24 protein-coding genes are annotated in these 24382 nt (G+C 66.1%); 9 read left to right on the top strand and 15 right to left on the bottom strand.

Annotated elements, in window-relative coordinates:
- The first annotated feature begins 5 nt into the window (after nucleotides 1-5).
- The 5 genes from phnL (at nucleotide 6) to M3I56_RS09940 (ending at nucleotide 6228) form a co-directional block, all read left to right on the top strand.
- Nucleotides 6-776, top strand: coding sequence for a phosphonate C-P lyase system protein PhnL (gene phnL, locus M3I56_RS09960; RefSeq protein ID WP_254353651.1), 771 nt, complete (start codon nucleotides 6-8; stop codon nucleotides 774-776).
- A 46-nt stretch (nucleotides 777-822) separates the two neighbouring features.
- Nucleotides 823-1956, top strand: coding sequence for an alpha-D-ribose 1-methylphosphonate 5-triphosphate diphosphatase (locus M3I56_RS09955; RefSeq protein WP_254353650.1), 1134 nt, complete (start codon nucleotides 823-825; stop codon nucleotides 1954-1956).
- Between the two features lie 479 nt (nucleotides 1957-2435).
- Nucleotides 2436-3203, top strand: coding sequence for an ABC transporter substrate-binding protein (locus M3I56_RS09950; RefSeq protein WP_254337121.1), 768 nt, complete (start codon nucleotides 2436-2438; stop codon nucleotides 3201-3203).
- Nucleotides 3204-3447: 244 nt separating this feature from the next.
- A complete protein-coding gene (locus M3I56_RS09945; RefSeq protein ID WP_254353649.1) occupies nucleotides 3448-4563 on the top strand; it encodes a succinylglutamate desuccinylase/aspartoacylase family protein in 1116 nt (371 codons plus the stop codon).
- 501 nt (nucleotides 4564-5064) lie between these two features.
- Complete coding sequence (locus M3I56_RS09940; protein WP_254337117.1) at nucleotides 5065-6228, top strand: porin; 1164 nt, start codon at nucleotides 5065-5067, stop codon at nucleotides 6226-6228.
- Nucleotides 6229-6387: 159 nt separating this feature from the next.
- Here M3I56_RS09940 and M3I56_RS09935 read toward each other — a convergent pair whose 3' ends face one another.
- A complete protein-coding gene (locus M3I56_RS09935) occupies nucleotides 6388-6729 on the bottom strand; it encodes a zinc ribbon domain-containing protein YjdM (RefSeq protein ID WP_254353648.1) in 342 nt (113 codons plus the stop codon).
- A gap of 167 nt (nucleotides 6730-6896) precedes the next feature.
- On the opposite strand from M3I56_RS09935, the gene M3I56_RS09930 reads away from it, so the two are divergent.
- Nucleotides 6897-7313 carry a DUF6232 family protein gene (locus M3I56_RS09930; protein WP_254353647.1) on the top strand — a complete coding sequence of 139 codons (417 nt, stop codon included), beginning with the start codon at nucleotides 6897-6899 and terminating at the stop codon, nucleotides 7311-7313.
- A gap of 43 nt (nucleotides 7314-7356) precedes the next feature.
- Here the strand turns inward: M3I56_RS09930 and M3I56_RS09925 are convergent, their stop codons facing one another.
- A complete protein-coding gene (locus M3I56_RS09925; RefSeq protein ID WP_254353646.1) occupies nucleotides 7357-9810 on the bottom strand; it encodes a glycogen/starch/alpha-glucan phosphorylase in 2454 nt (817 codons plus the stop codon).
- A 602-nt stretch (nucleotides 9811-10412) separates the two neighbouring features.
- Here M3I56_RS09925 and M3I56_RS09920 point away from each other — a divergent pair.
- Nucleotides 10413-11765 (top strand): MFS transporter, encoded by a 1353-nt coding sequence (locus M3I56_RS09920; RefSeq protein WP_254353704.1) that lies wholly within the window; start codon nucleotides 10413-10415, stop codon nucleotides 11763-11765.
- Nucleotides 11766-11842: 77 nt separating this feature from the next.
- Here the strand turns inward: M3I56_RS09920 and ltaE are convergent, their stop codons facing one another.
- Both ltaE and M3I56_RS09910 read right to left on the bottom strand, forming a co-directional pair.
- Nucleotides 11843-12847 carry a low-specificity L-threonine aldolase gene (gene ltaE, locus M3I56_RS09915; RefSeq protein WP_254353645.1) on the bottom strand — a complete coding sequence of 335 codons (1005 nt, stop codon included), beginning with the start codon at nucleotides 12845-12847 and terminating at the stop codon, nucleotides 11843-11845.
- A 153-nt stretch (nucleotides 12848-13000) separates the two neighbouring features.
- On the bottom strand, nucleotides 13001-13723 hold the full coding sequence (locus tag M3I56_RS09910) for a peptidoglycan DD-metalloendopeptidase family protein (protein ID WP_254353644.1): 723 nt from the start codon (nucleotides 13721-13723) through the stop codon (nucleotides 13001-13003).
- A gap of 278 nt (nucleotides 13724-14001) precedes the next feature.
- On the opposite strand from M3I56_RS09910, the gene M3I56_RS09905 reads away from it, so the two are divergent.
- Together M3I56_RS09905 and M3I56_RS09900 are read left to right on the top strand one after the other, a co-directional pair.
- Entirely contained in the window at nucleotides 14002-14322 is a 321-nt protein-coding gene (locus M3I56_RS09905) for a hypothetical protein (protein WP_254353643.1), read from the top strand.
- Nucleotides 14323-14452: 130 nt separating this feature from the next.
- Entirely contained in the window at nucleotides 14453-15265 is an 813-nt protein-coding gene (locus M3I56_RS09900; RefSeq protein WP_254353642.1) for a DUF2968 domain-containing protein, read from the top strand.
- On the opposite strand, the gene M3I56_RS09895 is transcribed toward M3I56_RS09900, so the two are convergent.
- From M3I56_RS09895 to M3I56_RS09845, 11 genes are all read right to left on the bottom strand, one after another.
- Nucleotides 15266-15424 (bottom strand): hypothetical protein, encoded by a 159-nt coding sequence (locus M3I56_RS09895; protein WP_254353641.1) that lies wholly within the window; start codon nucleotides 15422-15424, stop codon nucleotides 15266-15268.
- On the bottom strand, nucleotides 15403-15783 hold the full coding sequence (locus M3I56_RS09890) for a hypothetical protein (RefSeq protein WP_254353640.1): 381 nt from the start codon (nucleotides 15781-15783) through the stop codon (nucleotides 15403-15405). The genes M3I56_RS09895 and M3I56_RS09890 overlap by 22 nt, the downstream gene beginning before the upstream one ends.
- 7 nt (nucleotides 15784-15790) lie before the next feature.
- The gene (locus M3I56_RS09885; RefSeq protein ID WP_254353639.1) at nucleotides 15791-17518 is read right to left on the bottom strand and encodes an IlvD/Edd family dehydratase; all 1728 of its coding nucleotides are present in this window, start codon (nucleotides 17516-17518) and stop codon (nucleotides 15791-15793) included.
- Between the two features lie 429 nt (nucleotides 17519-17947).
- Nucleotides 17948-18274, bottom strand: a complete 327-nt coding sequence (locus M3I56_RS09880; RefSeq protein ID WP_254353638.1) for a DUF4148 domain-containing protein — start codon at nucleotides 18272-18274, stop codon at nucleotides 17948-17950.
- Between the two features lie 207 nt (nucleotides 18275-18481).
- Entirely contained in the window at nucleotides 18482-19891 is a 1410-nt protein-coding gene (gene gndA, locus M3I56_RS09875; RefSeq protein WP_254353637.1) for an NADP-dependent phosphogluconate dehydrogenase, read from the bottom strand.
- 119 nt (nucleotides 19892-20010) lie between these two features.
- Nucleotides 20011-20625, bottom strand: coding sequence for a DUF938 domain-containing protein (locus M3I56_RS09870; protein ID WP_254353636.1), 615 nt, complete (start codon nucleotides 20623-20625; stop codon nucleotides 20011-20013).
- A 36-nt stretch (nucleotides 20626-20661) separates the two neighbouring features.
- A complete protein-coding gene (locus M3I56_RS09865) occupies nucleotides 20662-21279 on the bottom strand; it encodes a pyridoxamine 5'-phosphate oxidase family protein (RefSeq protein WP_254353635.1) in 618 nt (205 codons plus the stop codon).
- Between the two features lie 28 nt (nucleotides 21280-21307).
- Nucleotides 21308-22174 carry an NAD-dependent protein deacetylase gene (locus M3I56_RS09860; protein WP_254353634.1) on the bottom strand — a complete coding sequence of 289 codons (867 nt, stop codon included), beginning with the start codon at nucleotides 22172-22174 and terminating at the stop codon, nucleotides 21308-21310.
- Nucleotides 22175-22195: 21 nt separating this feature from the next.
- Nucleotides 22196-22462: an oxidoreductase-like domain-containing protein gene (locus M3I56_RS09855; protein ID WP_254353633.1), complete on the bottom strand. Its 267-nt coding sequence runs from the start codon at nucleotides 22460-22462 to the stop codon at nucleotides 22196-22198.
- 86 nt (nucleotides 22463-22548) lie between these two features.
- Nucleotides 22549-23313 (bottom strand): SDR family oxidoreductase, encoded by a 765-nt coding sequence (locus tag M3I56_RS09850; RefSeq protein WP_254353632.1) that lies wholly within the window; start codon nucleotides 23311-23313, stop codon nucleotides 22549-22551.
- A 27-nt stretch (nucleotides 23314-23340) separates the two neighbouring features.
- A complete protein-coding gene (locus M3I56_RS09845; RefSeq protein ID WP_254353631.1) occupies nucleotides 23341-24333 on the bottom strand; it encodes a transporter substrate-binding domain-containing protein in 993 nt (330 codons plus the stop codon).
- Nucleotides 24334-24382: the final 49 nt, after the last annotated feature.

The following is a 24382-nucleotide window of genomic DNA, read 5'->3' as shown; positions in this document are numbered from 1 at the left end:
AAGACATGACCCTGAACTCATCACCGGGCACGCGCGCGTTCCTCGAAAGACCGGCGCTCATGCTGCGCGCCGAAGACGTGCGCAAGACCTTCACGCTGCACGGCCAGGGCGGCATCGGCATCGAAGCGCTCGCGGGCGTTTCGCTCGACGTCGAGCGCGGCGAATGCATCGTGCTGGTCGGACCCTCGGGCGCGGGCAAGAGCACCTTCTTGCGCTGCCTGTACGGCAACTATCTCGCAAGCGGCGGCTCGATTGCGATCCGCGACGAGGGCGCGCCGCTCGAGCATCTGGAGATCACGGGCGCGGCGCCGCACGACATCCTGCGCCTGCGCCGCAACGTGGTGGGCTATGTGAGCCAGTTTCTGCGCGTGATTCCGCGCGTGAGCGCGCTCGACATCGTGGCCGCGCCGCTCGTTTCGCGCGGCGTTGAGGAAGACGAAGCACGCGAGCGCGCGCAAACTCTGCTGGCACGCCTGAACGTGCCACAGCGCCTCTGGCCGCTCGCGCCCGCCACGTTTTCGGGCGGCGAGCAGCAACGCGTGAACATCGCGCGGGGCCTGATCGCACAGCATCGCGTGCTCTTGCTGGACGAACCCACGGCCTCGCTCGACGCTCAAAACCGCGAAATCGTCGCGAGCCTGATTGGCGAAGCGCGAGCGCGCGGCGCAGCGATCGTCGGCGTATTCCACGACGAGGACACGCGCGAGCGCGTCGCCACGCGCTTACTCGAACTCACCGCGCCGCGCGCGCAAGCGTCACTCAGCGCCGCAGCCTGAATACCGCCTGAACGGCGCAAACCGATAACTGATACGGAGCCTGACGATGTTGATCAAAAACGCTCGCATCGTGACGCGAGACGACGTTTTCACCGGCACGCTAAGCGTGGAAGACGGCAAGATCCGCGACATCTCGCGCGGCTCGACCGCCGCGCCCGAAGCCGAAGACTGGGAAGGCGACTTCCTGCTGCCCGGTCTCGTCGAACTGCACACGGACAACCTGGAAAAGCACCTCGCGCCGCGCCCCGGTGTGCACTGGAACACCGACGCCGCATTCGTCATTCACGACGCGCAGATCGCCGCCGCCGGCATCACCACGGTCTTCGACGCGCTAGCCATCGGCACGCGCCTGGCCGTGGGCGTGCGCGGCCGCGACGTGCAGCTCGCTAGCGCCCAGGCGCTCAAGCGTTTTTCCGAGCGCAACCTGCTGCGCGCCGAGCACTTCTTGCACTTGCGCTGCGAAATCGCCACCGAAGACGTGATCGCGCTGTTCGACACGCTCAGCGACCACCCGCTGCTGCGCCTCGCCTCGGTGATGGACCACACGCCGGGCCAGCGCCAGTGGCACGACCGCGAGCAATGGCGCCGCTTCCAGGAGCGCCACGGCAAGTGGACCGACGAGCAGACCAACACCATGCTCGCCGAAATGGCCACCGAGCAGGAGCGCTACGCCGATGCGCACCGCCTCGAAATCGTGCAGCGTTGCCGCGCGCGCAACATCCCGCTCGCGAGCCACGACGACACGCTCGTGGAGCACGTCGAGCAGGCCGCCGCCGAGGGCATCGTGCTCGCCGAATTTCCGACCACGCGCGTGGCCGCCGAGGAAGCGAAAAAGCGCGGCATCGCAACGATCATGGGCGCGCCGAACGTGGTGCGCGGCGGCTCGCACTCCGGCAACGTCTCCGCGCTGGATCTCGCGCAGGCCGATTTGCTCGACATCCTCTCGTCCGACTACGTGCCGTCGAGCCTGCTGACCGCCGCGTTCGACCTCGTGACCAAGGCCGACTGGACGCTGCCGCGCGCGCTCGCCACAGTCTCGTGGGAACCGGCCAGCAAGTCGGGCCTGCACGACCGCGGCGCGATCGAGGCGGGCCTGCGCGCGGACTTCGTGCGGGTGACGATGCTCGATACGCTGCCGGTGCCGCGCGCGACGTGGCGCGCGGGCGTGCGCGTGGTCTGACGTCATCCACGCGGTGCAGCCGATACATCTGCTGCACCGCGACAAAAGACGGCGCGCCGGATGACCCCATTCGGGCCGAAAACCAACAGCGCGCCGTCGATTCGATTTCAATTTCCCTTCATATCGTTGACGATGCCGCGACCGTGCGGCACCGCATTCTTCCGACTGTTGCGGCAGAGCATCGCGCAGCCTACCCCAGGCACCCCGCAACGGCCCCTCCGCATTGACCTGCGCGCCTTGTCTGACAAGGCTTTGCGTTAAATCGTACAAGCGCACGGGCGTACACTTAGCGGGTCCCGTTCCCGCTATCCGGTATTACACTAGCGACGCAGCAATTTTGACCTGGTAAGCTTGCGCGCGCTTTGCTGGCCGCAGGCTGGCGGGTCCAACAATAATCCGGCGCGAGCCGCGCCGGAAAATGCGCCATGGCGGCACAACCGCACGCGGCGCGCCCTGAACCATCTCGAGGAGTACCCATAGTGAAGAAACTGCTTGCCACCCTCACGGTTGCCCTGCTCGCCGTCTCGGCTGGCGTCGCCCATGCGAAGGACTGGTCCACCATGCGTTTCGGCGTTGACGCCAGCTACGCACCGTTCGAATCCAAAGCACCCGATGGCAAGCTGGTCGGCTTCGACATCGACCTCGGCAACGAAATCTGCAAGCGCCTGAACGCCAAGTGCGTGTGGGTCGAGCAGGACTTCGACGGCATGATCCCGGGCCTGAAGGCCAAGAAGTTCGACGGCGTGCTCTCGTCGATGACGATCACCCCGCAGCGCGAGCAACAGATCGCCTTCTCGGCGAAGCTGTTCAACACGCCGACGCGCCTCGTCGCCAAGAAGGGCTCGAGCCTCGCCCCGACGGCTGACTCGCTCAAGGGCAAGTCGGTTGGCGTCGAGCAAGGCACGATCCAGGAAACTTACGCGAAGGAAAACTGGGCGCCGAAGGGCGTGAACGTCGTTCCTTACCAGAACCAGGACCAGGTCTACGCCGATCTGATCTCGGGCCGTCTGGACGCCGCGCTGCAGGATGAAGTGCAAGCGGATCTGGGCTTCCTGAAGACGCCGCGCGGCGCTGGCTTCCAGTTCGCCGGCAAGGAAATCCCGACGGGCGCCGCCGCGATCGGCCTGCGCAAGGAAGACGCCGACCTGAAGGGCAAGATCGACAAGGCTATCGCCGACATGATCAAGGACGGCACGTACAAGAAGATCGAAGCCAAGTACTTCGACTTCGACGTGTACGGCGGCTAAGCACCGCATCGCGCCGGCGCTGCATCACGGCGCGCGAAGCCCGGGCTTACCGTCCGGGCTTTTTCTTTTCCGGGATTTTATTTCGGATTCCCTATTTTCTGACGATGCCGCAGACGTGCGCGGGCGCGCTGGTTCCGGCGGCGCGTCGAATCGGCTAAGATCGGGCTGCGGCCCCTGCGTGTTCCTGCGGGGCCATCGTTCACTCCAACACCTTTTGCGGGCCGCCGCGCCTCGCGCACCCATCATGCAAACCCGAAACCACCCGTTGATCGCGCCCGCCCTCGGTACCGCGCGGGAACTTGCCAGTTTCCACTACGGCAACGCCGGCGGTCCCAAGGTCTACATTCAGTCCTCGCTGCACGCCGACGAACTGCCGGGCATGCTCGTCTCGTGGGCGCTGCGCCGCAAGCTCGCGGAGCTGGAAGCTGCGGGCCGCCTTCGCGGCGAGATCGTGATCGTGCCGGTGCCCAACCCCGTGGGTCTGAATCAGCACTGGCTCGGGCATATGATCGGCCGCTTCGAGTCGAATACGGCGCAGAACTTCAACCGCAATTTCCACGAGCTCACCGCGCTCGTGCTGCCCAACATCGAGGCGAGTCTCGGGCTCGACGAAGCCGCGAACCGCACCGCGATCCGCGCCGCCATGGGCGAAGCACTGACCGCGCAGAAGCCGAAAACCGAACTCGATTCGATGCGGCTCGCGCTCCAGCGCCTTTCGTATGACGCCGACATCGTGCTGGACCTGCATTGCGACTGGGAAGCCGCCATGCACATCTACACGAACCCCGAACTGTGGCCCGAAGTCGAGCCGCTCGCGCGCTATCTCGACGCCAAGGCGTCGCTCCTCGCGCTCAACTCGATCGGCAATCCGTTCGACGAGATTCACAGCTTCTGCTGGTCGGAGCTGCGCGAGCACTTCGGCACGCGCTTCCCCATTCCGTACGGCTCGATTTCGGTAACGGTCGAACTGCGCGGCCAGCGCGACGTCTCGCACGAACTCGCCGAGCACGACGCCCAGGCCATCGTCGACTATCTGATCGGGCGCGGCGTCATCGAAGGCACGGCCGCGCCGCTGCCGCCACTCGCCCATGCGGCCACGCCGCTCGCGGGCACGGAGCCGATCGTGGCCCCTGCCAGCGGCGTGCTCGTGTTTCGCGTGGATTGCGGCACGTGGGTGGAACGCGGCGCGGCAATTGCCGATGTCATCGACCCGCTCGCCGACACCGTGACCACGCTGCACGCGGGCGTGAGCGGTGTGATGTACGCACGCCATAGCGCGCGCTTCGCCACGGCCGGCATGGAAGTCGCACGCATTGCCGGCGAAAAGCCCATTCGCAGCGGCTCGCTTCTCTCGCTGTAACGGCAACGCCTTACCGTCAAAGGGCTCGCCTCCTGGGTGCGAGCCCTTTTTTCATGGGCGTTTCCCGCCATTTCGATTATTTCGGGTAACTAATTTTCCACTTTCATGAATCGGTGGCAATCAACCATGTAAAGCGCGCATTGATCGGCCGTTAATGCGTTCTTGGGATTAATCACACTCAGCTTGAAGCCAGATTCAAAAGATCGATTAACCCGGCAAATAGAAGAAAGCTTAGAAAAAAATCTTATATGGCCGATTGTCGCAGTCCGGCCTTTCAAATTGACAGGAAAATCGCCCGCAAATCCAATAACGGCGGGCTTCAGGCGCCGTTCTCCCGGCCTGCAACCCGTATGTCGCATCCACACAACAGAATGGCGACATTTACCCTACAAAACCTTACTGTCACATTCTTTTCGTGATCGACCCTTAAATTGCAGCCCGTCACATTGACCGGCCCATAAGAGGCCGGAGTCGTCATCTTTCCTTTACCCGGAGCAACAGTTGAAAAAGAAAATTCTGACCACCGCTATTCTTGCCTCGATCGCAGGCGTTGCCCACGCACAAAGCAGCGTGACGCTGTACGGCATCATCGACGCGGGTGTGAACTACATCAGCAACGTGAAGAACGCGACGGGCGGCAGCTCGCACCAATATTCGTACGGTGACGGCGTAGCTCAAGGCAGCCGTTGGGGCCTGCGCGGCACGGAAGACCTGGGCGGCGGCCTGAAGGCGATCTTCGTGCTCGAAAACGGCTTCAACAGCGGTAACGGCACGGCAGGCCAGGGCGGCGCGATGTTCGGCCGTCAAGCATTCGTCGGTCTGACGCAGTCGAACATCGGTTCGCTGACGTTCGGCCGTCAATACTCGTTCAGCACGGACATTCTCGGCTCGCAGTACTCGACCGGTGGCAACACGGTTTCGGGTAACTGGGCATACCACTTCAATGACGTCGACCAGCTTACGTCGAGCCGCATCAACAACGCGGTCAAGTTCCAGAGCGTGAACTTCTCGGGCTTCACGTTCGGCGGTCTGTATGGCTTCTCGAACTCGACGTCGTTCGCCGGCGCACCGACAACGGCTTCGACGGCTTCGTCGCGTGCCTACAGCTTCGGCGCGAACTACGGCTACGGCCCGTTCAGCCTCGGCGCCGCGTACACGAACATCACGTACCCGGCCAACACCACGCAGTCGACGACCTCGATCGCCAACCTGCCGGCGACCCAGACCAGCGTCGCGCTGCACGGCCTGCGCTCGTTTGGCGTTGGTGGCCGTTACATCGTCGGCCCGGCAACGCTGTGGGCCCTGTGGACCAACACGCTGCTCTCGCCGATCGCCGGTTCGTCGACGCTCTACAACGCGTACGAAGCAGGCGGCAAGTACGCCTTCACGCCGGCTCTCACGGCTGGCCTCGGCTACACGTACTCGCGCACCTCGGGCAGCCAGACGGCTCACTGGAACCAGGTCAACGCATCGGTTGACTACGCGCTGAGCAAGCGCACCGACGTCTACGGTCTCGTGTCGTACCAGGACGCATCGGGCACGCTCCCGAACGGCCAGAAGGTTCAGGCGCAGATCGGCGACTCGAACTCGAGCATCTACCAGCCGTCGGGCACGGGTTCGCAGGATCAAGTCGCGGTTCGCGTCGGTATCCGCCACAAGTTCTAAGCAGCGTAACTTGCGCAACAGCGGCAGCCGGCGACTCATAGCGCCGGCTCTGCTCGGCGCGCCGCAGCCCAGGCTGCACGCCGCGCCTTACCGGACGGGGCATCCCTTGGGATGCCCCGCTTTTTTTGGTTCATCCCAGTTGATGCACGACGCCCTTCGTCACGCCTTCTTGACGAATTCCGATTTGAGACTCATCGCGCCAAAGCCATCTATCTTGCAATCGATATCGTGGTCGCTGTCCACCAGCCGGATATTTTTCACTTTGGTGCCCATCTTGATCACGCCACCCGAACCCTTGAGTTTCAAGTCCTTGATGACCGTGACGGCATCCCCGTCCTGAAGGACATTGCCGGCCGAATCGCGATACACCTTGCCCGCTGTTTCGGCCGGCGCGGTGGCTTGCCCCGACCATTCATGCGCACACTCCGGGCAGATGTAGACGCCCCCGTCTTCGTAGGTGAACCCGGAATTGCATTTCGGACAGCGTGGCAGTGCGCTCATGGGGAATCCTTGGTGCTGACGGGGGCAATAAGAGCGCGCAAGTATAGCGGCATCGGCACGTTGCCCAACCTGCGATGCGTCCGGCCTGCGGCGTTATGTCCGCCGCGGCCCCGCCCTGGCCCCGCTTCTGGTACGCTGCGCTCTCTTACCCCGCCGCTATCGAACCGATGGAACTCCCTTTCAACGAAGCCGCCGTCTCGGTCACGCGCAACGCGCTCTCCGCAGCCGGCCAGGTGTTCCCCATGCGCGACATCGAGGACGTGCGCATCGTCATCGGGCGGCGCAGCCGCGTCGTGCCGATCGCGATTAGCCTGCTCGGCGCCGCCGGCGCTGTCGTGGGCGGCGTGCTCGGCTCGGCGGCCGGTCTCGCGTGCGGCGTGATGGTGATCGTGGTTGGCTGGCTCGCGTGGCTCTGGCAGGAAGCCCTGCACCGGCTCTATGTCGTGACGGGCGGCGAATCGCGCGAGGCGGTCACGAGCCTCGACCCGGCATTCCTCGAACGCGTGCAAGAAGCGGTGCGCACCGCCAAGGCCGCGCAAGCGGCGCAGGCCGAGGGTGGCACGACGCGGCCCGCAGCGCCCTGATACCGCGCGAAGCACTGCCGGCAGCACTGCGGACGCTCGCCCCTCACTCCATCTCGATCGACTTCACGTGCCAGATATCGCGGGCGTATTCCGCGATCGCACGGTCCGAAGAGAATTTCCCCATCCCCGCCACGTTTTCAATCGCGCTCGCGGTCCATGCCGGCACGTCCATGAAGCGCTGGTCGGCGGCGTCCTGGGCCTCGATGAAGGCCGAGTAGTCGGCCAGCACGAGGTAGTGGTCGCCCCAGTCCACGAGCGTGTGGAAGATGTCCGTGTAGCGTGCCGAATCGTGCGGTGAGAAGAAGCCCGTGCGGATCTGGTCGAGCGCGCGGCGCAACTCGGCGTTTTCCTCGTAGACCTGGCGCGGCCGGTAGCCCGCGCAACGCAGCTGGTCGACCTGGTCGGACGTGTGCCCGAAGATGAAGATGTTGTCCTGCCCCACGGCCTCGCCGATCTCGATGTTCGCGCCGTCGAGCGTGCCGATGGTGAGCGCGCCGTTGAGCGCGAGCTTCATGTTGCCGGTGCCCGACGCTTCGGTGCCCGCTGTCGAGATCTGCTCGGAAAGGTCCGCCGCGGGAATCAGCACCTCGGCCACGCTCACGCCGTAGTTCGGCACGAACACCACCTTGAGCCGATCCCCCACCACGGGATCGTTGTTGATCTTCGCGGCCACGTCGTTGATGAGGTGGATGATCATCTTCGCCATGCGGTACGCCGACGCGGCCTTGCCCGCGAACAGCACGACGCGCGGCGCCCAGTCGCGCTCCGGCGCTTCGACAATGCGGTTGTAGCGCGTGATCACGTGCAGCACGTTGAGCAACTGGCGCTTGTACTCGTGAATACGCTTGACCTGCATGTCGAACAGCGCATCGGGATTGAAGACGATGCCCGTGCGCTCCAGGGCGCGATGTGCGAGGCGCACCTTGTTGCTGCGCTTGGCCGCGCGGAACGCGGCTTCGAACGAAGCGTCGCCGCGCAGCTTGCTCAGCGCGCCCAGCTCGAAGAGATCGCTGCGCCAGCGCGGCCCGATCGCTTCGTCCACGAGGCGCGCGAGCGGCGGGCTCGCCTGCGCGAGCCAGCGGCGTGGCGTAATGCCGTTGGTCACGTTCGTGAAGCGGTCGGGAAAGAGGCGAGCAAAGTCGGCGAAGATATCGCGCGTCATCAGTTGCGAATGCAACTTCGAGACGCCGTTCACCTTGTGGCTCGCCACGATCGCAAGATAGGCCATGCGCACGCGGCGCTGGCCGTATTCGTCCACGAGCGAGATGCGGCGGATCAGGTCGAGGTCGTGCGCGCCGCGGTCGCTCGCTTCGCGCAGGAACGCCGCGTTGATGTCGAAGATGATTTCGAGGTGGCGCGGCAAGAGGCGTGCCAATAGTTCGATGTCCCAGGTTTCTAGCGCTTCGGGCATCAGCGTGTGGTTGGTGTACGAGAACACGCGGCGCACGTGGCCCATCGCCTCGTCCCATGGCAGATGATGCACGTCCACGAGCAGGCGAATCAGCTCGGGAATGGCCAGCACCGGGTGCGTGTCGTTCAGGTGCACCGCGACCTTTTCGGAGAAGCGCCCAAACGTGCTGTGCGTGCGCAGATAGCGGCGAATCAGGTCCTGCATCGTCGCGGAGACGAAAAAGTATTCCTGGCGCAGACGCAACTCGCGCCCGGCCATCGTCGAGTCGTCGGGATAGAGCAGCCGCGAGACGTTCTCGGAGATGTTGCGCGCTTCCACCGCACGCTGATAGTCGCCCTGGTTGAACGCCGAGAGGTCGAGTTCCTCATCCGCGCGCGCGGACCACAGCCGCAGCGTGTTGGTCGCGCTGGTGTCGTAGCCGGGAATGACCGTGTCGTAGGCCATGGCGTTGACATGCTGCGTGTCGACCCATTCGACATGGCCGTTGCTCTGCATGGTGCGCCCGCCAAAGCGCACCGGATACTGGACCTCGGGCCGCGGGAATTCCCAGGGATTGCCGTAGCGCAGCCAGTAGTCGGGCGCCTCGACCTGCTCGCCGTTCACGATCTGCTGGCGGAACATGCCGTAGTCGTAGCGAATGCCATAGCCGAAGCCCGGAATGCCGAGCGTCGCCATCGAATCGAGGAAGCACGCCGCGAGCCGGCCGAGACCGCCGTTGCCGAGCGCGGCGTCGGGCTCGTAGTCGAGCACCGTGTCCATGTCGACGCCCACGCTCGCCAACGCCTCTTTCATCTGGTCGCGTATGCCGAGCGCGATCAGCGCGTTCGAGAACGTGCGGCCGATGAGAAATTCCATCGACAGGTAATAGACGCGTTTGACGTCCTGGTCGTACTGGCGGCGGGTGGTGATCATCCAGCGCTCGACGAGCCGGTCGCGCACGGCAAGCACCGCGGCGTGCAGCCAGTCTTGCGGACGGGCCGTCACGGCGTCCTTGCCGACACCGTACATCAGGCGATTGGAGAGGGAACGGCGCAGCGCTTCGACGCTGCTTTGCAACTGATCGAACTCGAGACCGATGGCTGTCATCGACGACTCCTGTCGAGTGCACTTGGTGCAGAGCGCTTGGTGCAGTCCCACGCAAAGCGCTGGAAATGGCGGCGCGCCCATAAAAGGTGCAGGGCGCGCGGTTGTTCTGGGCCTGCGCGCGCGGCGGAACGAGACGATGACGCATCGGCGCAGCGGCGCAAAAGGCCGGCACCGCTCGCCAGCGAGCGCAGATCAATTTGCAGAGTAGTGCATTTTCAAATGGCGTGCGGCGGCGCGCCAACCGGGCGCGGAGCGCGGCCGCCAGCCGCGCGGAACCCGCCGGCCGCCTCGATCCCTTGCCATGCGGACGGTTGCGCGCGCGCAGCGCGACGCCATGCCTTCGCATGACGGGCGTGGCGGTTAGTTGCGATATGCCGGCGCATGATGCGCGATCGAGTGCGTCACCCAAACCCTTACAGTCACCCCACGCCCTGGAGTGTCTCCTGCAGAACCGGGCGGGCTCTGTAACAATCGCAAAATTCGTCCGCTCGGCCCGCGCCGCAGCCTTCATCGTCCATCCGCCCGAGACTGTCTTGTCCGAAACCTTTTCCGCGGCGCGCGAAACCCGCAACACGCTCAATACCGAGCCGCCCGACGCGCCCATGTCCGCGAAGAACCGCCGCGCCATGGGCGCGGTGATGCTCGCCGTCGCGCTCGCGACGCTCGACACCGCCATCGCCAACACCGCGCTGCCCGCCATCGCCACCGACCTGCACGCGGCCCCCGCCGCCTCGGTGTGGATCATCAACGCGTACCAGCTCGCAATGGTCGCCACCTTGCTGCCGCTCGCCGCGCTCGGCGACATCATCGGCCACCGGCGCATCTATATCAGCGGCCTCGCGATCTTCACGGTCGCTTCGCTCGCCTGCGCGCTCGCGCCCACGCTCACCGCGCTCGCCGGAGCACGCGTGCTGCAGGGGCTCGGCGCGAGCGCCATCATGAGCGTGAACACGGCGCTGATCCGCTTTCTTTACCCGCCGCACCGGCTCGGACGCGGGCTCGGCACGAACGCGCTGATCGTGGGCGTTTCGTTCGCCGTGGGTCCGACCATGGCCTCGCTGATCCTCTCCGCGGGCACCTGGCCGTGGCTCTTCGCGATCAACGTGCCGCTCGGCGTGCTCGCGCTCGTGTTCGCGCTGCCCGCGCTGCCGCAGACGGCGCGCGGCAAGCACGCCTTCGACCCCGTCGCGGCGGTGCTCAATGTCATCACGTTCGCGGCGCTGATCTTCGCGCTCGGCGAGGCCGCGCAGCGCGCGCCAGGCATGGAAGTGGGCATTGCGGCTGTCGTGGCGCTGGTGTTCGGCGCGCTGCTGATCCGCCGCGAGGCCGGGCATCCCGCACCCATGCTGCCCGTGGATCTGTTCCGCCGGCCGGTTTTCGCGCTTTCGTCGGTCACAGCGATCTGCTCATTCGCGGCGCAGGGCCTCGCGTTTGTCTCACTGCCGTTCTATTTCGAAACCGTGCTGATGCGCAGCCAGGTGGAGACCGGCTTCCTGATGACGCCCTGGCCCGTGGTCGTGGCCGCCGCGGCGCCCATTGCGGGGCGCCTCTCCGACCGCTATCCGCCGGGCCTGCTCGGTGTGATCGGGCTCGCCATTCTCTCGGCGGGCATGGCGTCGCTGGCGCTGCTGCCCGCGCACCCCACGGTGACGGACATCGTCGTGCGCATGGCGATCTGCGGCGCGGGCTTCGGCTTTTTCCAGTCGCCCAACCTGCGGGCGATCATGGCGAGCGCGCCGCCCGAGCGCAGCGGCGGCGCGAGTGGCACCATCGCGGTCTCGCGTCTGCTCGGGCAGACCACGGGCGCGGCGCTGGTGGCGCTGTGCTTCGGGATCGTGGGCCGGCACGGCCCGACGCTCGCCCTGGGCCTCGGCTGCGCCTTTGCCGGCGCGGCGGCCATTGCAAGCGGGCTGCGGCTGTTCGCGCCGTCGCACCGGGCGGTGCAGCGCGGCTGATGCCGGCAGTGCGAGTGGATGAGGTCTGAGGCCAAGGCGCGCGGGAAAAGCGCGCCTTGGCCAGCCCGGCTACCGGCTTATCGCGCGAAGTAGCCCTTCACCGCCGCCACGAACGTGTCGATGTCGGCGGCCGTCACGTCGAGGTGCGTGACGAAGCGCGACGCGTACAGCATCTGCGTGAGGATGCCGCGCTCCTTGAGATACGCCTCCAGCGGCGCGCAGTGTTCCTGCGGGAACTGCACGAACACCATGTTCGTGGCCTGCGACATCACCTTCACCTGATCGATCTGCGCAAGACCGGCGGCGAGACGCGCGGCGTTCGCATGGTCGTCGGCGAGACGCGCGACGTTGTGATCGAGCGCGTAAAGGCACGCGGCCGCGAGCACGCCCGACTGGCGCATGCCGCCGCCCAGCACCTTGCGCCAGCGATGCGCAGCGTCGATGAGCGCGCGGCTGCCCACCAGGACCGACCCCACCGGCGTGCCCAATCCTTTCGAAAAGCAGATCGACACCGAGTCGAAGCCCGCCGTGAGCGCCTCGAGCGGCTGGCCCGAGGCGACCGCCGCGTTGTACACGCGTGCACCGTCGAGGTGCGTGGCGAGCCCGCGCTCATGCGCGAGCTGCGTGGCCTTCGCGACGTAATCCGCCGGCAGCACCTTGCCGCCAATGGTATTTTCGAGCGCGAGCAGGCGCGTGCGTGCGAAGTGGTCGTCGAGCGGCTTGATCGCCGCGGCGATACGCTCGAGCGGGATCGAGCCGTCTTCGGCGTTGTCGAGCGGCTGCGGCTGAATGCTGCCCAGCACGGCCGCACCGCCGCCCTCGTACTTATACGTGTGGGCCGCCTGGCCGACAATGTACTCGTCGCCGCGCGCGCAATGCGCCATCAGCGCGGCGAGGTTGCTCTGCGTGCCGCTCGGGAAGAAGAGTCCCGCCTCCTTGCCCGCCTCCTGTGCCACGCGCGCCTGCAGGCGCAGCACGGTCGGGTCGTCGCCCCATACGTCGTCGCCGGTTTCGGCGCGCGTCATGGCGGCGAGCATGGCTTCGCTCGGTCGGGTGACGGTGTCGCTGCGCAGGTCGATCATTGCGATGAAATCCTCGTGGTTGAAGCACGCGCGGGACGCACTGGCGCGCGCCTTGTCGGGCGCGCGCCGCACGGCGTGAGAACCATCGAGTGTATTTTCAAACCGCGGCCCAGCGCAATGCCGGTCCGGGCGCAAGGCGCGCTTTCGCCCCGGCTAGTGCGCGAGCAGCGGCAGCGGATCGACGGGCTTGCCGTCGCTACGGACTTCGAACTGAACACCGCCGCTGCCCATTTCCGCGATCGGCTGGCCTTGCGAGACGGCGTCGTCTTCCTTCACGAGCAGCTTGCCGTTGCGGCCATAAGCTGTCACGACCTGGTCGTTGTGCTTGATGATCACGAGCGGCCCGTAGGCCTCGATACCCGTGCCCGCATAGACCACACGGCCAGCGGCGGCGGCCTTGACCTCCTCGCCGGGCGTGCCGCCGATCACGATGCCGGTGGACTTGCCCGGCACGAAGCGCTGCAGGATCGGCCCGCGCGCCGGCCACGCGAGCGCGATGCTGGGCGCCACGGGCGCGGGCATGGCTACGCCGGCGGCAGCGGGTGCACCGCCAGGCATCTGCGCCTGCGGCGCAGCTGTTGCGTAGTTGGGCGGCGGAGCGACGCGCAGCACCTGGCCTGGCAGGAGCTGCGCGTTGGCGGAAGGCAGCTGGTTCCAGCTCGCGATGTCCTGGGGACGCTGGCCGAAGGCCCCGGCGACGCGCGAGAGCGTGTCGCCCGGATTGACGCGGTAGTAGCCCGCGGGAACGCCGCTCGTGGACATGGGGGGCGGGCTTGGGGACTCCCAGGGCGCGAAGGTGCTGCTACAGGCGCTGCAGACGAGCGTGAGGGCGGCCAGCGCCGCATACGCGCCCGGGTTTCGCCGTTGTCGATTCATCTTGCTGTTCCTCGCTTGGTCCTCGCGTATGACGAAAAAATACGCAGATGGGATGCGCGGTGGGCCGCAGGCGTTCGCTTGCGCGCCACGTTCCGCGAATGAAGCCGGAAATGGCGAACGTCCCCCATTATATCGTTCATGCTCCAACCGCCTTTTTTCGCCGGCATGCTCGCCCGGCCTGCGTTTGCGCGGGTCAACGCCTATACTGGTTCACGCGTCACCCGATAATCAGATGAAAGGCCTCTCGCTGCAGTCCCATGGCCCTGAGGGATCCGAGAATGAACAAAGCCACCTTTCTTTCGCTGCAGCTCAACGTCGAAGATGTCACGTCGTCGCCGGGCCTCGTCGAATTGTTGAACAACCATCTCATCTTTGCGGCCGACGTGGCCGAAGCCGCCGACGAACTGGTCCAGCACGCCAGCGTCGCACGGCTTTCCGGCGCCACCCAGGCGTCCGTGGAAATTCCCGCCGTGGTCATCGAGCGCTTGCGCGATGCGCTCGACACGCTGAGCGGCTATGACGAAACCTGGCTTTTCGCGCTCGAACCCGGCCGTGCGCTCTTCGACGATATTGCACGCCGGCCTCGCCTGCTGCACTAGTACGCGAATCCGGAGCGGACGGCGCCCTACCCGCATCGCCCGCCCCATTTGCCCGCGCGCCGGCGCCTGTGTGCCACGCTGCCGCGCGCGGAGCGCCATGGTTTCGGCGCGCCAAACTGGGGGAACCGCCGTGAAATCCATTCTGAACCGCCGTAACGCCGCGCTCTCTGGCGCGCCATCACGAATCCTTGCCGTGGCCCATGATGCCGCCACGCAACGCGCCGCCGCAAGCGAAGCCGCCAGCCGCGTCCCGCAATCCGCGGTCGAGCCCACCATTACGCCGTCTGAGGCCCCCGTCGAGATCGAGTCTCGCGCGGAACCGGCGGCGGGCGCGGCCGCGCTGCCCGAAAGCGCCGGCGGGCCTCGGCCGGTCTCCACGCTCCATCCGGTGCCGGTCATGCCCGCGCACCTGAACGGCCGCCCGGTGCAGATCGCCGACGGCGCCGCGTTCGAAGCGCTCCACGCCGCCGACGAGTTGATGACCTTCCGCGTCTTTCGCTGCTTCGCCTATACGGTCAGCCTCTTTTTCCATCCGCCCACGCTCGGCTACTTCGTCGCGCTGCATCAGGAAAGCGTACTGTGGCGCGCGCTGAAAGCCAACGACCTCGACGCAGCCGGCTCGGCGTTTCACCTGATGCAGGAGCAAGCCACGCGCCTCGCCGACGGCGAAACGCGCCGCGTGCAACTCGTCGCCCAAAACGCGGAGCTCACGCGGCAGATCGAGGAGTCGGAAGCCCAGGCCGAACGCCTGCGCGTGGACCTGCAGCGCCATGCGGAACAGGAACAGACGGTGACGGGCCGCCAGCACCAGATACGCAAGGACGTCGCTCAGCTGGAGGCGCAGCGCATTGCCGCGCAGGCGCAGTTGAACAAGGCGCACCGGGCGCTGCATCAGCTCAAGGTCGCGACGAGCGAGGGCGTGCCCCATCTGCATGCGCGGTGATCACGCGAGCGGGCCCAGTTGCCGCGCGAATCGCCGGGCGGCTTCGAGGCCGAAGCGGCTCGGCGCCAGCTTCACGTCGCGCTCATGGTCGACGTCGATGCCCATACGCCACGCCGCAATGCGCTTGCCGTAGCAAATCAGCGTATCGAGCGACTGCATGACGAAGACGATGGCGGGCAGCACCTGCTGGTACAGGGCTGCGCGCGCTCGATATCGCCCGAGCAAAACGCGGCGTACGCCTGCTGCTGCCAGTCGAAGCAATCGGGCGCGACGATCATGCCCGCGCAGCCGGCGCGCAAGTTGTCGAGCAATTCCAGCCCGCCGCGGCGGTTGAGCACGGGCATCAGGTCGCCGATCTGCGCGATCGTTTCGGCGATCGTGACCGCCGGGCCCTCGCCCTTGAGCACACGGAAGTTCGGGCATTGCGCGGCAAGCGCGCGCAAACTGCCCGGCGTGAGCCCGATGCCCAGATATCCGGGCGCGTTCTGAACGCCGACCGTCACGTCGAGCCCCGCCATGGCACGCTCAGTGGGAGTCGCGCGGCGCGGCCGCACCGCTCGCGCCGACAAGAAAGTCCAGGTCGGCGCCCTTGTCGGCCTGCAGCACGTGTTCGACGTAAAGCCGGTAATATCCGCGCTCGGGCAGCTCAGGCGCCTGCCACTCCGTCTTGCGGCGCGCGAGTTCTGCGTCGGAGACTTCCAGATGCAGGCGCCGCGCCGCAACGTCCAGCTCGATCATGTCGCCCGTGCGCACGAGCGCAAGCGGACCGCCCGCCGCCGCTTCGGGCGACACGTGCAGCACGACTGCACCATACGCCGTGCCGCTCATGCGGCCGTCCGAAATGCGCACCATGTCGGTAATGCCCTTTTGCAGCACTTTCTTCGGCAGCGGCATGTTGCCGACCTCGGCGAAGCCCGGATAGCCCCTGGGCCCCGCGCCTTTGAGGACCATGATGCAATGCTCGTCGATATCGAGCGAGGCGTCATCGACCTTCGCGTGCAGTTCCTCGACGTTCTCGAACACCACCGCGCGGCCACGATGACGCAACAGCGCCGGCGTGGCGGCCGAAGGCTTGATGACCGCGCCGTCGGGCGCGAGGTTGCCCTTGAGCACGGCGATGCCGGCTTTGGGCTTGAACGGCTGCGCACACGAGGTAATGACTTCGGCGTTGTAGTTCGGCGCGTCGGCCACGTTTTCCCAGAGCGTTTTACCGTTGACCGTCAACGCGTCCCGATGCAGCAGCCCTTGCTCGCCCAGTTGCCGAAGCACCGCTGGCAGGCCGCCCGCGTAGTAAAAATCCTCCATCAGATAATGGCCGGACGGCTGCAGATTCACGAGGCAAGGGACATCGGAGCCGAGTTCCCAGTCGTCGAGCGAAAGCGGCACGCCAATGCGCCGCGCGAGCGCGATCAGATGCACGACGGCGTTGGTCGACCCGCCGATGGCCGCGTTGGTGCGGATCGCGTTTTCGAACGCCGCGCGCGTAAGGATCTTCGACATCGTGAGGTCCTCGCGCACCATCTCGACGATGCGCCGCCCGGCGAGTTGCGCGAGCACCTGGCGGCGCGCATCGACCGCGGGAATGGCCGCGTTGTGCGGCAGCCCCATGCCCAGCGATTCGACCATCGAGGCCATCGTGGAAGCCGTGCCCATGGTCATGCAGTGGCCGCGAGAGCGGTTCATGCACGACTCCGCCTCGACGAATTCGGCCTGCGACATCGTCCCCGCGCGCACTTCCTCCGACATTTGCCACACGCCCGTGCCCGAGCCGATTTCATGGCCCCGGAAGCGCCCGTTGAGCATCGGGCCGCCCGAGACAGCGAGCGCGGGCAAGTTGCACGACGCCGCGCCCATCAGCAAGGCAGGCGTGGTCTTGTCGCAACCGACGAGCAGAATCGTGCCGTCGATCGGATTGCCGCGAATCGACTCCTCCACGTCCATGGAGGCAAGGTTGCGAAACAGCATTGCGGTGGGCCGCAGGTTCGATTCGCCTAGCGACATGACGGGAAATTCGAGCGGCAGGCCGCCGGCTTCGTACACGCCTTTTTTCACATACTCCGCGAGTTCGCGAAAATGCGCGTTGCACGGCGTGAGTTCCGACCACGTATTGCAGATGCCGATGACGGGGCGGCCGTCGAACGCGTCGTGAGGGATGCCCTGATTCTTCATCCACGAGCGGTGAATGAAGCCGTCCTTGTCGGCTTTGCCGAACCAGGCCTGGCTGCGCAAGGGCTTACGGGTGGAGCGGGTCATGGCGGGGCGTCTCCTGTCGCGAGGCAACTGCAGGGAAACTCCCGCCCGATCATAGGAGTGACGTTCGGACCCGTCAATGTTTGATATGGCGTCCTTAGATATGGACAAAACGCGCCACAAAAAAGTACGGGCCGGTGGAGAACCGGCCCGTGCGGGACTGCCTGTTGCAACAACGTACTACCTACTGCGTACTGCTACTGCACGGCTGCACCTCTCACTGCGCCAGCCAACTTCAACTACCTTCTGCTCTCTGCGTGCTGCAACTTCCTGACTGCAACAACTCACCTACTGCGTACTGCGTATTACAACTGCAACTTCTACTGCAACTCACTGCTCACTTCTGCTGCGACTACTGACTACGTACAGCGACAACTCACTACAGGGGGTAGCTTGCCGGAACCGCCTGAAGCGGTTCCGTTCGGTCAGGGCTTAGTGGCCGAAGTAAATGCGCTGGTTCGGTGCGACTTGCGCAGGTTGCACCGCTGCACCCGACTGCGACGTGCCGACTGCCGGTGCGCCGTAACCGCTGGTGTCGCCGGCGGCGAGCTTTTCCTGGGTCACGCGCGCCTGGGCGGCCTGCAGGTCTTCCGGGTAGTTCACATGGTCAGCCGACGGGTTGTAGCCAGCGTGCTCGAGTTGAACCAGTTCCGCACGCACCTGGGCGCGGGTCAGGCCTTGCTCGCTCGACTGGGCGAACGAGATAGCCGGGATGGCAAGAGCGGCGGCAACGACAACTGCGGGGATAAGCTTGTTCATGATCGGACCTCCATCTGTTTTATTTCCGCTTCGGAACACCGTGTTCGTCAGCGATTGATTACAGTGTAGGCGTCCGATCACGCTAGGGAAAACCCTAATTCATCAAAACACCATTGCAATTTCGGCAATAAAAAAGGTGAGCCCTCGGACTCACCTTACGATTCCAACAAAGACCGCAACGACAATGCGGCCTTTTGTCTTGGGACCTTACGACCAGTCGGCGTGGAAGCTGCCCGGCTTGTCGATGCGCTCGAACGTGTGCGCGCCGAAGAAGTCGCGCTGCGCCTGCACGAGGTTGGCGGGCACGCGCTCCGAGCGGTAGCCGTCGAAGTACGCGACGGCCGACGAGAACGCCGGCACCGGCACGCCCGCGCTCACCGCCTGGATCACCACGTCGCGCAGCGCCGACTGATAGTTGGCCGCGATGTCACGGAAATAGGGGTCGAGCAGCAGGTTGTCGAGCTGCGGGTTCTTCGCGTAGGCGTCCATGATCTTCTGCAGGAAGCGCGCGCGGATGATGCAGCCCGCGCGGAAGATCTTGGCGATCGTGCCGTACTGGAAGTCCCACTTGTACTCGTCGGAAGCCATGCGCAGTTGCGCGAAGCCTTGCGCGTACGAAATCACCTTCGAGAAGTACAGCGCGCGGCGCACCGACTCGATGAACGCCTTGCGGTCGCCCGAGAACGGCTTCGCGTCCGGGCCCGAAAGCACCTTGCTCGCGGCCACGCGCTGCGTCTTGAGCGACGAGAGCACGCGCGCGAACACGGCTTCGGTGATGAGCGGCAGCGGCGCGCCGAGGTCCAGCGCGTTCTGGCTCGTCCACTTGCCGGTGCCCTTTTGCGCGGCGCGGTCGAGAATCACGTCGACGAGATCCTTGCCCGTTTCCTCGTCCTTCTTGCCGAAAATCTTCGAGGTGATCTCGATCAGGTAGCTGTCGAGCTCGCCTTCGTTCCACTCGGTGTAGACCTTGCCCAGTTCCTCGTTCGAGAGGCCGAGCACCTGCTTGAGCACCGCGTAGCTTTCGGCGATCAGCTGCATGTCGCCGTACTCGATGCCGTTGTGCACCATCTTTACGAAATGGCCCGCGCCGTCGGGGCCCATGTAGGCGACGCACGGCTCGCCGTCCGGCGCCTTCGCGGCGATTTCGGTCAGGATCGGCGCAACCAGATCGTAAGCATCGCGCTGGCCGCCCGGCATGATCGACGGACCCTTGAGCGCGCCTTCCTCGCCGCCCGACACGCCCGCGCCGATGAAGTGCAGGCCCGACTTCGCGAGTTCCTGGTTACGGCGGATGGTATCGGTGAAGTGCGTGTTGCCACCGTCGATCAGGATGTCACCCTTCTCCAGCAGCGGCTTGAGCGCGGCGATGGTGTCGTCGGTGGGCACGCCAGCCTTCACCATCATCAGAATGCGGCGCGGCTTTTCCAGCGAATCCACGAACTCTTCGAGCGTGTACGCCGGCACGAGCTTGCGATCCGGATACTCAGCGATCAGCTCGTCGGTTCTGGCGCGGCTGCGATTGAACACCGAGACTGCGTGGCCGCGGCTTTCGATGTTGAGCGCCAGATTGCTACCCATCACGGCCAGACCCACCACGCCGATTGGCTGTTTGCTCATGTTGTTTCTCCACTTCATCCATAGACGGCGCCGCAACGGGCGCCAACGGTGCAAGCATAAGGGAAACGTAGAGGCGCTGCGCGAACGCGCGCATGCGCGACGGATGTTTGCCGACCTGCTTAGCGCTTTCTGAACACCAGACTGAAATTGTTCGCCGGCATCGCCACGCGCGCTTCGCACTCGAAGCCTTGCGCCTGCGCCAGCGCCTCCACTTCCTCCATGTCGCGCACGCCCCAGGACGGGTCGCGCGCGCGCAAGTCGGCGTCGAAGGCCTCGTTGCTCGGCGCCGTGTGCGCGCCTTCGCGCCGGTACGGCCCGTAGAGCACGAGCGCCCCACCCGTAGCAATGCGCGCGCCCGCGCCTTTCATGAGCGCCTGTGCCGCTTCCCATGGCGCGATGTGAATCATGTTGATGCAGACTATGGCATCCACCGCATCGATCGGCCAGGGCTCGCGGCGCACGTCGAGATCGAGCGGCGCGCGCAGGTTGGCGAGATCCGAGTGCTCGCGCCAGGCGTCGATCGAGGCGCGGGCGCGCGCGTCGGCGTCGCTAGGCTGCCAGGCGAGGTCGGGAAACGCCGCTGCGAAGTGGACGGCATGCTGGCCGGTGCCGCTCGCGATTTCCAGCACCGTGCCCCGCGCGGGCAGCGCGCCGCGCAGCACCTCGAGGATCGGCGTGGCGTTGCGCTCGGCAGCGGGCGCGCAAAGGCGTTGGGCGGCTTGCGGGTCGTTCATCGTCTTGCGGTCTCTCAGCGTTCAGTCGGCGTTCACTCAGTACAGCGTGGTCTTGATGCGTTCGGCGAGACCGGCTTCGTAAGTCTCAGCGTCGAACGTCTCGCCATATTGCTCCTCATTCACGCGGCGCAGCATCTCGCCCGCGCTCGGCAGGTGCGAGCGTTCGACGTGGCGCGACGAGTCCCACAGCTTCGAGCGCACAATGGCCTTGGAGCAATGGAAATACACACTTTCCACGTCGATCACGAGCACCGAGCGCGGCGGCTTGCCATCCACGGCGAAGCTCGCGACGAGCGCGGAGTCGGTGCTCACACGGCCACGCCCGTTCACGCGCAGCGTCTCGCCCACGCCCGGCACCATGAACAGCAGCCCCACCTGCGACGAGGCAACCACGTTGCGCAGGCTGTCCACGCGATTGTTGCCGGGACGGTCGGGCAACGCGAGCGTGTGCGCGTCGAGAATGCGCACGAAGCCGGGTGCGTCGCCGCGCGGCGAGCAGTCGAGGCCTTCTGACCCGCCCGTGGCGAGCACGACGAACGGCGAGCTTTCGATGAAGCGCCGGTAATCCGCGTTGACGTGATCGATTTCCTTGCGCAACGCGCGTTCGTGCGGCGTGCCGTAGTGCGCTTCAAGGTCGGCTAGCGTGGTCAGCATGTCGTCGGTTCCGTGGGATCGTGGAGTGTCAGGGGACGAGGCGCGCGCCCAGCGCGTCGAGCACGGCGGCGCAAGGGGCTTCGAATTTGAGTGCGAGTAGCGGGTCGGCGCGCGTCTTGCCCATGTTGATCGCGGCCACGGGTTTGCCGCGCTGCTGCGCCCAGGCGCAGAAGCGGTAGCCGGAGTACACCATGAGCGAGGAGCCGACCACGAGCACGGCGTCGGCCTCGTCGAGCGCGTTCGAGGCGCTCGCCACGCGCTCGCGCGGCACGTTCTCGCCGAAGAACACCACCGAAGGCTTGAGCATGCCGCCGCACGCGGCGCACGCGGGCACTTGGAAGGCGTTGGCGCCGTCGAAGTCGAGATGGGCGTCGCCGTCGGCGGCGGGTTCCGCGCTCGCGCCCACGACGGCCGGGTTGCGCGCTTCGAGTTCCGGCTGAATCGAGGCGCGCGAATACTGCGCGCCGCAGTCGAGGCAATGCACGTGCGCGATGCTGCCGTGCAGCTCGATCACGTCACGGCTGCCCGCGCGCTGATGCAGGCCGTCCACGTTCTGCGTGACGAGCGTGCGCGCGTAGCCCGCCGCACCCAGGCGCGCGAGCGCGCGGTGCGCGCCATTGGGCTGCGCGAGACCCACCGTGGGCCAGCCGATCAGGCTGCGCGCCCAGTAACGGCGCCGCATGCTCTCGGAGCCGAGGAATTCCTGCAGCGTGATGGGCGGCGAGCGCTTCCAGGCGCCGTTCTCGTCGCGATAGCCCGGAATGCCCGAATCCGTGCTGATGCCCGCGCCCGTCAGCATGAACAGGCGTGGATGACGCTCGACGAACGCCTGCAGCGCATCGAGGGCGGCGGCGTCGAGGGCGGGAGCGTCGGGAACGAGGATGGATTCGGTCATGGCGGCAGGGAGCAATGCAGTTCAGCGCGAGGGCTTGTCCCGCGACGGCGCGGCCGATGGCGAAGCCGGTTTTCCGGCTCGCTTGCGCGGCGCTTTCACCTGCGCCTGTGCCTGCCGTTCGGCTTCGCGCGCTTCCCACGCGGCCAGCGCGGCGCGATACCGGCCGAACTCCTCGTCGTACAGATCGAAGATGCAGGGATCGCAACCGCTATGGCAGCAGTCGTCGTGATCGGGGCATTCGGGCGGCTGGGGACGCGGATCATCGTCCGGACGCGGGGGCAAAGACATGGGCGCTCGGGCGTCGTGGTGGTTCAGCGGCCAGTATACGGGACGCGGCGGCCGAGCGTGCGGCAGCGCCCGCCCGGCCTGCACGCTCAGCCGCGCCCCACGAACGGCATCTTCGTCGCCATGATCGTCATGAACTGGATATTCGCTTCGAGCGGCAGTTGCGCCATGTGCAGCAGTGCGTCGGCCACGAGTTCCACGTCCATCAGCGGCTCGACGGCAATTTCGCCGTTCGCCTGAGGCACGCCGCGCGCCATGCGCTCGGCCATCTCGGTCGCCGCGTTGCCGATGTCGATCTGCCCGCACGCAATGTCGTAGCGCCGGCCATCGAGCGAAACGGTCTTCGTGAGGCCCGTGATGGCGTGCTTGGTGGCCGTGTAGGCGGCGCTGAACGGCCGCGGCGCGTGAGCCGAAATCGAGCCGTTATTGATGATGCGTCCGCCTCGCGGCGTCTGCCGCTTCATGAGCCCGAACGCCGCGCGCGTGCACAGGAACACGCCGGTGAGGTTCGTATCGACCACGGCGCGCCAGTCGTCCACGGAAAGCTCGTCGATGTCCACGGCCGGCGCGTTGCGGCCCGCGTTGTTGAAGAGCAGGTCGAGCCGGCCGTAGCGCGCGCGGATCGTCTCGAAGAGCGCCTCGACGGCCGCCGCGTCGGTCACGTCGCAAGGCGCCGCTAGCGCCTCTTCGCCGCGCGCGTGGGCCTCGTCGGCGAGCGCTTCGAGCGGCGCGGCCCGGCGGCCCGCCAGCACGACGGCAAAGCCGCTGGCCAGCAGCCGGCGCGCGCACGCGCGGCCAATGCCGCTGCCCGCGCCCGTCACCAGTGCGATCTTGCATTGTTCCGTATCACTCATCGTTGCCTCTTTGTTTCGGTTGAGCCTTCAATCGAGCGGCTGGTCGTTGGGATTCGCGAAAAGCGCCTTCATCGGCTCCGACATCGGATAGTCGAGGTTCACGCCCGCAGGCGGAATGGGCGACTCGAACCAGCGCCGGTAAAGCGCGAGCGCCTCGCCCGAGCGCTCCATCCTCGCGATGGTGTCGTCGGCAATGCGCTTGAAGGCGGTGTCGCCGCGCCGGAACATGCAGCCGTACACTTCCGACCTGGCCGGGCTGCCGACGATCGCGTAAGCGCGCGCGTCGTTCAGGTTACGCGCGCTTTGCGCGACGGGCGCACCCGGCGTTTCGCCCGCCATGTAGCCGGTCGCGAGCGTGGCGTGCAGCAACGGCTCGTCCATCACGAAGGCAACGGCGCGTCCCGAGCGCACGGCTTCGACGGAGTCGCCGTGAGTCTTCGCGACGACGATGCGCATGTTCATCGCGCGCTCCATGTTCCAGCGGCGCAGCAGGCGCTCTTCCGACGTGCCCGCGGTCGTGACCACCGTCCGGCCCGCGAGATCGCCGAAGTCCAGGACCGGCGAGCCACGCTTCACGAGCATGCGCACGCCGTACTCGAAAATGCTGTTGGAGAACGCCACGTCGTTCTCGCGCTCGCGCGTATGCGTCGTGGTGCTGCATTCGATATCGATCGTGCCGTTCTGCACGAGCGTGATGCGGTTCTGCGGCGTGACGACGAGTTCGCGCACGCGCAGCTCGGGGAGCTTGAGCGTTTCGCGCACGCTTTCCACGATGCGCTGGGTGATCTCATACGAGTAGCCCGTTGCGTGCTCGCCGCCGGCCATATAGGAAAACGGCACAGTGGCCTCGCGCACGCCGATGACGATAGTCCCGGTGTCGCGAATCTTGCGCAGCGTGGGGCTTTCCAGTTCGTCTGCATGCACCGCGCCTGCAGACGCGCAAGCGCACGCGAGCGCGACGTAGCGCAAGCGGCCGCATAGCCTTCTGGCGATACCTAACGGCTCCGACTCGCGCTTCAACCGTGTCTCCTTCGATCTTTCATTCGTTCGCATGGCGCGCGCTCGCAGC

This window comes from Paraburkholderia sp. CNPSo 3281, assembly GCF_024206515.1.
Lineage (GTDB): Bacteria > Pseudomonadota > Gammaproteobacteria > Burkholderiales > Burkholderiaceae > Paraburkholderia > Paraburkholderia nodosa.
The sequence above is the reverse complement of the archived record's forward strand: the minus strand, read 5'-3'. Positions and strand labels throughout refer to the sequence as shown.